This is a genomic window from Paraburkholderia sp. WS6 (assembly GCF_030464835.1).
Lineage (GTDB): Bacteria > Pseudomonadota > Gammaproteobacteria > Burkholderiales > Burkholderiaceae > Paraburkholderia > Paraburkholderia madseniana.
Genome location: NZ_JALQCK010000018.1, coordinates 135,510 through 147,987, shown reverse-complemented (window position 1 = coordinate 147,987; position 12,478 = coordinate 135,510). Strand labels below are relative to the sequence as shown.

Sequence of the window (12,478 nt, the reverse complement as noted above, 5' to 3'; positions counted from 1 at the left end):
GAAAAGTTGATTTCGCATCGTTGCATGCAAAAAACACGCGCCTGCAAGCACTTTGCAGCCCGCATGGAGCCTCCGGTCTTGTAGAAGAGTGACGTCGTGAAGCTCCCGGCGCGCTTAAACAATACTCCAGCAAACGCGCGAGCGTTGAAAAAACTGACCTGGCCGCCCGTCGCCCGATTCGCCTATCATGACGGCTTCGATCATCCGGGGCGAACCGCAGATGTCTGATGGCGTACAGCAACAACTACTCGAACCGCGCACGGATGCCGCTGCATCGTCGATCGATTATGGCTTGTGGGCACTGACCTTCAGCTACGTACTGAGTCAGTTTTTCCGTAGTTATATCGCTGTGATTTCCACCCAGTTGATCGGTGATTTTCATTTCTCTCCGCAAATGTTCGGCTGGTTCGCGGGCTCGTTCTTCCTCGTGTTCGCCATCGCGCAACTGCCGGTCGGCGTCATGTTCGACCGCTACGGCGTGCGCGGACCGACCGCGCTTTTGATGGGCATCGGCGCCGCGTGCGCCGGCATCCTTTCGATGACGACGAGCGCAACAGTGGCGCTTATGGCGCAAGCCGGCATCGGACTGGGTTGCGCGCCGATCTTTATGGGGCTGCTCAACTACGTGCTCCATACCGGCCACGGCACGCGCAATGTACGCGCTGTCACGACGGCGAGCGCGATCGGCATGGCGGGCGCATTGCTGGCCGCATTTCCTCTGAGCCGTGCGACGGCCAGCTTCGGCTGGCGTCCGGTCATGGTTACCGCTTCGTTAGCCATGCTATGCGCGACGCTTGGCGTCGTATGCTTCGTGCGCCGGCGCGATGCAGCCGTGCATGAACAGAGCCTCGCTGCATCGCAACATGCGGCAAGCGCGGTGAAACGGCGCACCGGCTTCTGGACCTTGATGCCGCCCTGCCTCGCGCTTTCGGTCGGCAGCACGTTCCGTACGTCATGGGGTGGGCCGTATCTCGCCGACGTCTACGGCTTCGACGTTATCGCGCGCGGCAATGCAATGACGGTCACCAGCGTGATCGGGATCGCCGCATCCTTCTGTATTCCGGTGGTCGTGCGGTTCTGTGCACCCAAGCTTATTTCGTTGCTGTGGCTGATTGCCGGCGTGCTGGCGGCACTGGTGCTCGCGGTCAGTCCGGACGGCAGCTGGGGTATCAGTGTTGCGTTGATCTGCGTGTTGTTCTCGGTCGGCTCGATCCATCCGCTCGTGATGTCGCAAGCGCGTGCCATCATTGCACCGCGCCGGCTCGGCCTCGGTCTGGGCCTGCTCAACAGCCTCGTTTTTCTTGGCGTGGCGCTGACCAGCAGTTGTTTCGGCTGGATCGCGGGTGTCGCCAAACGGGTGCATCTATCGAACGCGGGGATCTATTCGGCGTTGTTTGCCGTGACGGTCGTGCCGCTTGCGATCGGCGCGGTCGTTTACTTTTTCAGTCCAGTGGTATCCGCGCCGACCGAAGAAGTCTGAGCGGTTTTTTGCGTTTGTCTATAATTCCGCAGCCCGGAACACTCTCTATCCGGGCTATGGTTTGTCCTTCGGATGGTGCCGTTTCGCGGGAGCGCGTTTCATTTTGAGAAAAACCAATCAAAGCCCGATCGATAACCCGGTCGAGGACCCGAGCGCGGGAGACGGTGAGCAGACACCCGCTGCATCCGTCAGCGCAAATTCGGTTCTCGCGAGCCGGACGGCGCACGAGGCGCACAAGGACGACCGGCATTTCGTCACGGCACTCGCGCGCGGGCTCGAGGTGCTGGCGTGTTTTCGCTCAGGCGACAAATCGCTGAGCAATCAGGAACTCGCATTGCGCTGCAAGCTGCCGAAATCGACGGTATCGCGTCTGACCCACACGCTGACGCTGCTCGGCTATCTGATTCATTTGAAAGAGAGCGGCAAATACCGGCTTGGCACGGCTTCGCTCGCGCTGGGCAGCGCGATGCTGGCCCGGCTCGATGTCCGCAAGATCGCCCGGCCGGTGATGCAGGAATTGGCTGATGTCATCGGCGCAACCGTGTCGTTGGGTACGCGCGACCGGCTCTCGATGATCTATGTGGAAAATTGCCGGGCCTCGGTTGCGCTCACGCTGACGCTGGAAGTCGGTTCGCGTATTCCGGTCGCCACGTCCGCGATTGGCCGGGCGTGGCTCGCGGCGATCCCTGAACACGATCGTCTCAGCTTCATGGAGCAGGTGCGTGAGCTCGATCACGTCCAGTGGCCGAAAACCCGCCGCGGCATCGAGAATGCGCTCGAAGATTACCGCACGCTCGGCGTGACGACTTCGTTCGGGGACTGGCAGAAAGAGGTGAACGGCATCGCGCGTGCGTTCCAGCCGGGTGGTGAGCTGCCGATCATGGCGATCAATGTTGGCGGACCTTCGTTCAAGCTCTCGAAGGAATTCCTGCTCGAAGAAGTGCGGCCACGTCTGATCGACGTCGTGACGCAGTTGGAAGTCGCGCTGTCGCATTGAGCAGTGTCTGGCGGTATCAAGCGGCATCGAAAGCCGCATTGAGCGGCAGCGCTTAGAACCACTGAGGCGCCATGCTGAGCGTCGTATCGTCGAGACTGCGCAACGTGGCGAGCATCAGCGAGACGCGCGGCAATTCCCAATGGAAGAACCACTGGCAAGCGTGCAGCTTGCCGCGATAGAAGTCACCGTCGGCCTGGCTCTTCGCTTCAGGTAGCGCGGCGCTCGCAACGATAGCCTGCCGCAACCACGTCCACGCAATCACGATGTGACCGAACGCTTCGAGAAAAGCATTCGCGTTGGCGAGCGCGCGTTCGCTTTCGCTGGCGAGCGTGGGCAATAACGCTTCGACCGTGCTGGCCAATTCGCTCCATGCCTGGCTGAGTGAATCGGCATACGCTTGCAGTGCCGGATGAACGCGAGCGGAGTCGACGCTGCGTTGTATTTCACGCCCCAACAGCTTAAGCGCCGCACCCTGTTTCATCACGACTTTGCGGCCGAGTAGATCGATCGCCTGGATACCGTGCGTGCCTTCGTGAATCAAGTTCAGGCGATTGTCGCGGTAGAACTGCTCGACCGGATATTCACGCGTATAGCCATAGCCGCCGTGAATCTGGATCGCCAGGCTATTCGCTTCGAGGCACCACTGCGAGGGCCACGACTTCACCACCGGCGTCAGCAGATCGAGCAGCAGGCCCGCTTCGGCGCGTGCGGTGTCGCTCTCGCCGGTGTTCTGTTCGTCGACGAGGCGCGCGGCGTACAGGCACAGCGCGTACGCGCCTTCCACATAAGCTTTTTGTGCGAGCAGCATGCGGCGCACGTCGGCGTGTTCGATCAACGGCAATTGCGGATCGAGCGGATTCTTGTTATCCGGGCGACGCCCTTGCGGCCGTTCGCGCGCGTAATCGAGCGATGCCAGATAGCCGCGATAGCCGAGCATGACCGCGCCGAGGCCGACACCGATGCGTGCCTCATTCATCATGTGGAACATGTACGCGAGGCCGTGATGCGGTTCGCCCACCAGCTCGCCGATGCATTCGCCGCGCTCGCCGAACGACAGCATCGTCGACGTGGTGCCACGCCAGCCCATCTTGTGAATCAAACCCGCGAGCGCGACGTCGTTGCGAGCACCGCGGCTGCCGTCGTCATTCACATGGAATTTCGGCACCGTGAAGAGCGAGATGCCTTTGACGCCCGGCGGCCCGCCGGGAATGCGCGCCAGCACCAGGTGAACGATGTTCTCGCTCAACTCGTGATCGCCGCCCGAAATGAAAATCTTGTTGCCGCGGATCGAATAGGTGCCGTCTTCGTTAGGCGTTGCACTGGTGACGAGGTCCGAGAGGCTCGAGCCCGCTTGCGGCTCGGTCAGCGCCATTGTCCCGAACGCGCGGCCTTCGAATAAGGCCTGCAGATACTTGCGTTTCTGCGCGGCGCTGCCGAAGCGCTCGATCACGTTCGCATTCGCCGTGGTCAGCATCGCGTAAGACGAGGTGGCGATGTTGGCGCTCTTGAAGAGCGACAGGCACGCAAAGGCAATCACCGAGGGCAACTGCATGCCGCCCCATTCGTAGTCTTTGCTTGCCGCAAGGAAACCGGCGGAGCGGAACGCGTCGAGTGCGTCTTTGACCGCGGCGGGCATCGTGACGCGTTGACCGTCGAATTGCGGTTCGTGCTCGTCCGAAAGACGGTTGTGCGGCGCGAACTTTTCGGCGGCGACCGCATGAGCGGTTTCGAGCGCCGCGTTAAAAGTCTCACGAGTGTGGTCGGCGTGGCGCGCGCGCTGCGTGAGCGTCTCGGCCTCGAGCACCTCGAACAACTGGAATTCCAGATCACGCGAGTTGATGATCAGCGCATCTTGCATGGGAGAAGACCCGTCCAAAGGTAAGCCGCTATGCAGAACAACTACGCGACAAGCGCGGAAACCCACGAAATCGCATAGACGCGGCTCGATTGAAAAGTGCGGTATTCGGGTAAGTCCCGATGACCCGCCCATCGTCGATGCATGTCAGTTTAAATCAAAAGTGAATGAGCGTGCTTTTATTTACAGGCTGAATTTCGGCACGTATGATGGTTGGAAAATCTGGAATGAAAGTCTGCATTGCAGAACAACTTGGAGGAGCGTCGTAATGTCTGTGAAAGACCTGTTTCAACTGGACGGCAAGGTTGCACTGATCACCGGAGGCTCGCGCGGGCTGGGCCTGCAAATGGCTGAAGCACTTGGAGAAATGGGCTGTCGCGTGGCGATCACCGCGCGTAAGGCCGATGAACTCGCCGAAGCAAAAACGCATCTGCAAAGCCGGGGTATCGAAGTGCAGACCATCGTCAACGATCTGCAGCGCTTCGAGGGTATCCCCGGTCTCGTGGACGAAGTGCTCGGCCTGCATGGCAGCATCGACATTCTCGTGAACAACGCGGGCGCGACATGGGGCGCACCTGCCGAGGACTATCCCGACGAAGCGTGGCACAAGGTGATGAATCTGAATGTCCATGCGCCGTTTTTTGTCGCTCGTGAAGTCGGCAAGCGCAGCATGATTCCGCGTCGCGCGGGCAAGATCATCAACATCGCGTCGGTGGCGGGGCTGAAGGGTTCGCCACCCGGCATGAACACGATTGCGTACAACACCTCCAAGGCCGCGGCGATTAACTTCACGCGTGCGCTCGCCGCGGAATGGGGCAAGTACAACATCAACGTCAACGCGATTTGCCCGGGATTTTTCCCGTCGAAGATGTCAGCGGGCTTGCTCGACAAACTCGAAGACACCATCGTCTCGCGCACGCCGTTGCAGCGTCTCGGCGGGGACGAGGATCTCAAAGGTCCGATCGTGTTCCTCGCGAGTGAGGCGTCGCGTCATATCACGGGTCAGTATTTTGCCGTGGATGGCGGCTCGATCATCGTCTGATTGAGAGGTCTCGCATACGCTGCGTTTTGCGGACGACCCTGACGAAGTGCACCGTAACGCTATTGCGAAGATGGAGCTTGGGCGCCACCTCGGTCGTTCTTGAAGCCGCTGATTCAACTGATTTCCCTGATTCATTAGCCAGCCGCGTCCGTCACGCGGCGGATGTGAACGAAGCGCGCACCATCCGTGTGAAACGCGCACAGACAGTAAGGCAGGAGACGCCGATGAACGAACGCCATCACCCGAATTGGCCGCCGCAAGTGCCAAAGCATCTGACGCTGCCCGAGACCAACATTTTCTATAACGCCGAGGTGTCGGCGGCGCGTTTTCCCAACAAGCCGTTCATCGTCTTCTACGACACGCCGGTTACGTTCGGCGAGTTCAAGGACGAAACCGAGCGTATCGCGGGATTTCTCCAGCAGGAATGTCATGTCAAAGCGGGCGACCGCGTGCTGCTTTACATGCAGAACAGCCCGCAATGGATCATCGCTTACTACGGGATCCTGCGTGCGAACGCCGTCGTGGTGCCGGTCAATCCGATGAACATGAGCGGCGAACTGGCGCATTACGTCGAGGACAGCGAGGCGACCACGATCATCGCGCCGCAATGCCTGTTCGCGAACGTCGAGCCGCTGATCGGCAAGGGGCCGGGGAAGGGCATCGAGCACGTAATCGTCGCGACGTATGGCGATTATCTGAAGCGGCCATCGCCGATTCCCGTGCCGGAATTCGTGGCGGCGCCGCGCAAGACCTTCAATATCCCCGGCGTCATACCCTGGCGCGAGGTGCTCGAACGGCATGTCGCGCCGGGTCCGCTCACCACCGGTCCAGACGATCTGTGCGTGATGCCGTACACGTCCGGCACCACCGGCAAGCCGAAGGGCTGCATGCATACCCACCGCAGCGTGATGAGCACGCTGCTCGGCGGCTGCGTCTGGTTCTCGGCACCGCCGGACGGTGTGTATCTATCGATATTGCCGTTCTTTCACGTGACCGGCATGCAAGGCGGCATGAACAGCGCGGTCTTCTCCGGCGCCACGATTATCGTGTTGCCGCGCTGGGATCGGGAAGCGGCGGCGCTATGCATGCAGAAATATCGCGTAACCGCGTGGCAGTCGATCACGGCGATGATGGTCGATTTTCTGTCGAACCCGAAGCTCGGCGAATACGATCTGTCGAGCCTGACGGGCGCACGCGGCGGCGGCGCAGCGATGCCGGACGCGATTGCCAGAAAGCTGAAGTCGTTGACGGGGCTCGATTACGTCGAAGGCTACGGCATGTCGGAGACGATCGCCGGCACGCACATCAATCCCCCGCATCGGCCGAAGCCGCAGTGCCTGGGCATTCCCGTATTCGATGTGGACTCGCGCGTGATCGATCCGGTCACGTTGCAGGAACTACCGCAAGGCGAAACCGGCGAGATCATCGTGAACGCGCCGCAGGTGATGCAAGGCTACTGGCGCAATCCCAAAGCGACTGAAGAAGCGTTTATCGAACTCGACGGCAAGCGTTTTCTGCGTACCGGCGACCTCGGTCATATCGACGAGGACGGGTATTTCTTCATGACCGATCGCCTCAAGCGCATGATCAATGCATCGGGCTATAAGGTGTGGCCCGCGGAAGTCGAGGCGCTCATGTACCGGCACCCCGCGATCCACGAGGTGTGCGTGATCGGCGTGAAGGACGCGAAGCGCGGCGAAACGGTCAAGGCGCTGGTGGTGCCCGCAGCGGCGCATGCCGGCACGATCACCGAGCAGGAGATCATCGACTGGGCGCATGAACAGATGGCGTCTTACAAGGCACCGCGCATTGTCGAGTTCGTGACGTCGCTGCCCAAGTCGGGCAGCGGCAAGATTCTGTGGCGCAAGTTGCAGGAAGCGGATGCGGCACGCACGGCCGCGGCCAGTGAGAACAACGGCAGCAACGGCAGCACTGGCAGCACAGGAGGCGCCTCGTCATGACATGGCTCGAAGCGTTACAGGACGAACCGTTCGTCTGCATCACCGACATGCTCCGCCGCTTCGCTAAAGAACGCGGTGAACACGCGGCATTGATCTGCGACGGCGAGGTCGTGACTTATGCCGCGCTTGACGCACGAGTCGATCGCTTTGCTGCCGGGTTGCAGCGCGACGGCATCAAGCCTTGCGACGCGATTGCGTTATGTGCGGCTGCCTCGGTGGAATACACCGTGGTGTTTCTCGGCGGGCTGCGGGCAGGGGCGGCGGTTGCGCCGCTCGCGCCCTCGTCGAGCGCGGCGAGTCTTGTCAGCATGATCGGCAACTCGGGTGCGCGATTGCTGTTCCTCGATGCCGACGTCAAGCGTCTCCTCGAACCGGTGGCCGCAGAGATCAGCGCAATCCCCGTCGCGCTGGATGCGCACGCAGGCAGCATGGCGCTTGAAGCGTGGCTCGCGCCCAAGGGCGCAACGCCTGAAGCCGTGACGATCGATCCGGCGTGGCCGTTCAACATCATCTATTCGTCAGGCACCACGGGTACGCCGAAAGGCATCGTGCAATCGCACGGCATGCGCTGGGCTTATGCGGTGCGCAGCATCCAACGCGGCTATGGCCCAGACGCCACGACGCTGATCTCCACACCGTTGTATTCGAACACGACGCTCGTGAGTTTCATGCCGACGCTGACATTCGGCGGCACAGTCGTGTTGATGCCGAAATTCGACGCCACACGCTATCTCGAGCTGGCGCAACAGTACCGCGTCACGCACACCATGCTGGTGCCGGTCCAGTATCAACGCTTGATGGCGCATCCGGACTTCGATCTTTACGACCTCTCCAGCTTCCGGGCCAAGTTCTGCACCAGCGCGCCGTTCGCGGCGAGCGTGAAGGCGGATGTGGTGCGCCGCTGGCCGGGCAAGCTCACCGAGTACTACGGCATGACCGAAGGCGGCGGCTCGTGTCAGTTGGAGGCCGACGAATATCCCACCAAGCTGCATACGGTCGGCAAACCGGTTGAAGGTCACGACATCCGTCTGATCGACGAACTCGGCAACGAGGTCGCAGCGGGCGAGGTCGGCGAAATCGTCGGCCATTCGCCCGCGATGATGACCGGCTACTACCGTCAACCGGACAAGACTGCCGAGGCGGAGTGGTACGACCTGAGCGGCAAGCGTTTCATCCGCACGGGCGACATGGGCCGTTTCGATGCAGACGGGTTTTTGACTCTCCTCGATCGCAAGAAGGACATGATCATTTCGGGCGGCTTCAACGTTTATCCGAGTGATCTCGAGGCTGAACTGTGCTCGCACCCGGACGTCGCGGATGTGGCCGTAGTGGGCGCGCAGTCGGAGCAGTGGGGCGAGACGCCGGTTGCGTTCGTGGTGCGTCGCCCGGCTGCACCGATCGACGCCGACACGCTGCTGAGCTGGGTCAACGCGCGGCTCGGCAAGATGCAGCGGCTCTCCGCGCTGACTTTTGTCGACGCGTTGCCGCGCAGTCCGATCGGCAAGGTGCTGAAACGGGAATTGCGCGAGCAGTACTATCCCGCCGCGCGTTAGCACCGCGGATCGAGACGCCTGAATACACCTGGCTGAATACACCAACTGGCAATGGGACAAGGCATGGACAATTTTGAAGGCAAGGTTGCAGTGATCACCGGCGCGGGCTAGGGATTCGGCCGTGAGTTCGCACGGCTTGGCACCAAGCTGGGCATGCGGCTGGTACTCGCCGACGTACAACAGGACGCACTCGACGAAACCTTCGCCGAGGTGAGCGCGGCCGGCGCGCAGGCCAGGCGCGCCGAGTCGATGTCGCGAAGGGCGAGGAAATCGACGCACTGGCCCGCGCCACGCTCGACGCCTTCGGTGGTGTGCTCGGTTTTCTCGCATCCGCACACGCTTTAGGCGCCGTGAAAACGCGCGCTGAGGATATCGTGACGCCGCGTAGTCCGACCGATCCGTTTGCCGAGCGGCCTGATGTGCGTGTTCAGATTATCGAAGCGTTGAAGGGGTAGTCCGGGTTGGATCGCGAAGGGGCTGAAACGGATGCACTGTCCAGTGGACATGATGCTGCCGTGTGTGCGATCGTACGTGGCGTATTCGCTGAGCCTGCGCAACCTCGAAGAGAAAATGGCCGAACGCGGGTTCGAGGTCGATCACAAAACGATAATACGGTGCCCCATGCGTGCTTTCGAGATCGTCAGTTCAGGTCGACCGGACGCCGTTCGCCCCCCCGGCGTCGCAGTGCCTGCGTGGTATCGCATTTGCCTCCTGACGTTGCCTGTTTGCGTGCCGGCGCATGCGGATGTGACGCTACCCAGTTCGAACGGTCAGACCATCGCGCTCGATACCAACTATCCCGGTGAGTCCGTCTTCGTGCTGCCCCAAGGCGGGTCGATCGTCAACACGGGCGCCGCAGTAACCGGCGGCAGCGCGCAGAACTGGCAGTTCACCAACCTCGGCACCTTGCAGGGCGGATCGGCCACGACTGCGGCAGCGGCGCTCAAGCTCGGCAGCGCCAGCGCCAGGGCCGACCGGGTGGACAACTATGGCCTGATCAAGTCGCTCGCGACCCAGCAGAACGGACCTTCAGGCGTACAGTTCACCAATGGCGGAACCGTCTATAACTACGCCGGGGGCACCATTTCAGGTCCCGGCGGCGTGCATACCGACCGTGCGTCCATGGCGGTCTACAACGACGGACAGATCGTCGGCACCGTGAGTTCAGGAGTCTATACGGGGCGAGGCGCGCTGGTCGACAACTCGTCGACGGGCACGATCAGCGGCAAGTATGGCGTCGTCTCGAACGGCGCGTATAACGTGACCGTGACAAATGCCGGACTCATTTCGGCCAGCAACTATGCACTGTGGTTCTTCGGCAGCGGACTCTATTCGGTCATCAATGCGGCGTCGGGTGTGATCCAGGGCGGCGGCAGCAACGCACCGGCCGTGGACTTCGAAGGCGCAGCGCAAAGCCAGTTGCTCAACTACGGCACGATCCGCAACATGAGCGGTGCGGTCATGCGGTCAAAGGCCGACGACAACGCGTTGATCAACGCCGGCACCTTCCAGGCGGGAGCGAGCCGCGGTCCCGCCATCGACCTGACCGGCGACGGCAACCGCGTGTACAACCTCGGCACGATAACGGGGGCGGCCACAGCCGTGCAGTTCGACGGCGACAACAACACAATGATTCTCGGCACGCATGCTGAGTTCCCAGCGATCTCGCTCGTGGTGGACGGCCCAGGGTCGGTGCTCGGAGGCGACCTCGTCAGCAACGGTGCGAACAACGCCGTTGTGTTGACGGATAGCGGCAGCACGGGCGTCGCCATCAAAGGATTCGACTCGCTCACGATGCAGGGCGTCGACTGGACGCTGTCGGGGCAAGTCAACCTCACCGGAGCGGCGGGCGCGCTGTCGGTCCGGCAGGGCGTACTTCGATTGACAGGCATCCTCACAGACCCGGGCGGCACCGAGGTGGACCAGGGCGCCACGCTTCTCGTCGGCGACGCCGCGCACCGTGCCGCGACACTCTCGAGCGTTGGAGGCGTGACGGTCGACGGAACGCTGGGAGGATATGGGATCGTGAATGCAAACGTGCTCAATCGCGGCATGCTCACGGCAGCGGATGCCGCACCGCAGTTGCAGGGGCAAGGCCTTGGTACGCTCACGCTCATCGGCCAGATCCAGAACAATGGCACCATCGATCTTCGCGGCGCCGTGCCGGGGAATCAGCTTCACGTCCTCGGTAACTACGGTGGGCAGGGCGCGTTGCGTCTGAACACGCAGCTCGGGGGAGACGGGTCACCGACGGACCAGCTCGTTATCGACGGCGCGAACGGCGGAGCTGCCGTCACTGGCAGCACGGCCATCGGCATTACGAATGCCGGGGGCCTGGGTGCGCTCACGCAGACCGGCATCCGTGTGGTGGCGCTGGCGAACGGCGCAACGTCGACCTCGACCGCTTTTACGCTCGCAGGTCGTGTGGTTGCCGGTCTCTATGAGTATGAAATCAGCCAGGATCCCGCCAGCGGGCAGTGGTATTTAGGCTCCTCGGTGCAACCGACGCCGACACCGACACCGACACCGACACCGACTCCGACGCCCGTGCCTCGCTACCGGCCGGAGATCGGCGCCTATCTAGCGAATGTCTATGCTTCGGCGACCTTGTTCAATCACGAGCTGCGCGATCGTCTCGGCGCTACGAGCGGCGACTATCAGTCGACCCAACCCCAGTCCGCCTTCGGTTCGAGCGCGTGGGCGAGAGTCGAGGGTGCGGGCGGGCACGCGAGCTTCGCGGACGGCCGGGGCGACATGCACAACACGCGATGGCTGCTGCACATGGGCACCGACGTCGGGGCATGGCCGCTGACAGGGAGTGGCGACCGATTACATGTAGGCGTGATGGCCGTGTATGGGCACGTCGATACCAGCGCGACGGCCGCCGACAATCCGAACCGCGCGTCCGGCAGTGTGGACAGTTACGCGGCGGGGATCTACGGCACCTGGTTTCAGGACGACGTTCAGCGCCTGAGGACGTACGTCGATAGCTGGTTGATGTATGGCTGGCAGAACAGCAGCGTGAGCGGCGAAGGACTGCCTGCACAGTCCTATCACTCGCAGATCGCCAGCGCATCGCTTGAAGGCGGCTATGCGTTCGGACCCGTCGGTCGTTACGGCATCGTGGTGACGCCGCTCGCGCAGGTCATCTGGAACGGCTACTTCGACCATACGGTATTCGAATCCGCGACCGGAACGACAATTGATTTCGTCCGCCCGAACGGGATGACGACGCGGCTCGGTGTGCGTGTCAATGGCACGATCGAGACGTCTGCAACAACGAGACTTCAGCCTTTCATCGAAACGATCTGGCGCTACGAATACGGGCAATCGGAGCTGGCGATGAACGGGCGCATGGTGTCGGCGGACGGGGCGAGGAACCTCGCCGAGGTCAACATCGGTCTGAACGGCCAGTTCAATGCGCGCTGGCGCACGTGGTTGAAGGTCGGGGCGCAACTGGGCGGGATCGGAAAAGGCGTGAACGGTGGGTTGGGGCTGCGGTATGAGTATTAGCAGGTCGATGACATTCGGTCCCGTGTAAGTGGGCTTTGGGCGACGGGCGTTATGGATGGGAAGCAGCGCACCGGGAT

General features: G+C 61.9%; 8 protein-coding genes and 1 pseudogene. 8 read left to right on the top strand and 1 reads right to left on the bottom strand.

All coding sequences use genetic code 11. The features are described 5' to 3' along the window. The first annotated feature begins 187 nt into the window (after positions 1-187). Together M0D64_RS22065 and M0D64_RS22060 are read left to right on the top strand one after the other, a co-directional pair. Complete coding sequence (locus tag M0D64_RS22065; protein WP_266259238.1) at positions 188-1,480, top strand: MFS transporter; 1,293 nt, start codon at positions 188-190, stop codon at positions 1,478-1,480. Between the two features lie 103 nt (positions 1,481-1,583). Next, the gene (locus M0D64_RS22060; RefSeq protein WP_266259237.1) at positions 1,584-2,477 is read left to right on the top strand and encodes an IclR family transcriptional regulator; all 894 of its coding nucleotides are present in this window, start codon (positions 1,584-1,586) and stop codon (positions 2,475-2,477) included. 52 nt (positions 2,478-2,529) lie between these two features. Here M0D64_RS22060 and M0D64_RS22055 read toward each other — a convergent pair whose 3' ends face one another. After that, positions 2,530-4,335 (bottom strand): acyl-CoA dehydrogenase, encoded by a 1,806-nt coding sequence (locus M0D64_RS22055; protein ID WP_266259236.1) that lies wholly within the window; start codon positions 4,333-4,335, stop codon positions 2,530-2,532. Positions 4,336-4,600: 265 nt separating this feature from the next. Here M0D64_RS22055 and M0D64_RS22050 point away from each other — a divergent pair, with 265 nt between their 5' ends. The 6 genes and pseudogenes from M0D64_RS22050 (at position 4,601) to M0D64_RS22025 (ending at position 12,401) form a co-directional block, all read left to right on the top strand. Next, positions 4,601-5,374, top strand: coding sequence for an SDR family oxidoreductase (locus M0D64_RS22050; protein WP_266259235.1), 774 nt, complete (start codon positions 4,601-4,603; stop codon positions 5,372-5,374). Positions 5,375-5,598: 224 nt separating this feature from the next. Next, the gene (locus M0D64_RS22045; protein WP_266259234.1) at positions 5,599-7,335 is read left to right on the top strand and encodes a long-chain fatty acid--CoA ligase; all 1,737 of its coding nucleotides are present in this window, start codon (positions 5,599-5,601) and stop codon (positions 7,333-7,335) included. Next, positions 7,332-8,888: a class I adenylate-forming enzyme family protein gene (locus M0D64_RS22040; RefSeq protein WP_266259233.1), complete on the top strand. Its 1,557-nt coding sequence runs from the start codon at positions 7,332-7,334 to the stop codon at positions 8,886-8,888. The genes M0D64_RS22045 and M0D64_RS22040 overlap by 4 nt, the downstream gene beginning before the upstream one ends. Before the next feature lie 153 nt (positions 8,889-9,041). After that, complete coding sequence (locus M0D64_RS22035; protein ID WP_266259232.1) at positions 9,042-9,233, top strand: hypothetical protein; 192 nt, start codon at positions 9,042-9,044, stop codon at positions 9,231-9,233. Between the two features lie 141 nt (positions 9,234-9,374). Then, positions 9,375-9,503, top strand: a pseudogene (locus M0D64_RS22030) (IS6 family transposase); the annotation flags it as partial. A 132-nt stretch (positions 9,504-9,635) separates the two neighbouring features. Next, the gene (locus M0D64_RS22025) at positions 9,636-12,401 is read left to right on the top strand and encodes an autotransporter outer membrane beta-barrel domain-containing protein (RefSeq protein WP_266259252.1); all 2,766 of its coding nucleotides are present in this window, start codon (positions 9,636-9,638) and stop codon (positions 12,399-12,401) included. Positions 12,402-12,478 lie beyond the last annotated feature (77 nt).

Coding starts and splice junctions, on each gene's coding strand:
- M0D64_RS22050 (WP_266259235.1), top strand. CDS start 4,601: ATGTCTGTGAAAGACCTGTTTCAACTGGACGGCAAGGTTGCACTGATC.
- M0D64_RS22045 (WP_266259234.1), top strand. CDS start 5,599: ATGAACGAACGCCATCACCCGAATTGGCCGCCGCAAGTGCCAAAGCAT.
- M0D64_RS22040 (WP_266259233.1), top strand. CDS start 7,332: ATGACATGGCTCGAAGCGTTACAGGACGAACCGTTCGTCTGCATCACC.
- M0D64_RS22065 (WP_266259238.1), top strand. CDS start 188: ATGACGGCTTCGATCATCCGGGGCGAACCGCAGATGTCTGATGGCGTA.
- M0D64_RS22035 (WP_266259232.1), top strand. CDS start 9,042: ATGCGGCTGGTACTCGCCGACGTACAACAGGACGCACTCGACGAAACC.
- M0D64_RS22055 (WP_266259236.1), bottom strand. CDS start 4,335: ATGCAAGATGCGCTGATCATCAACTCGCGTGATCTGGAATTCCAGTTG.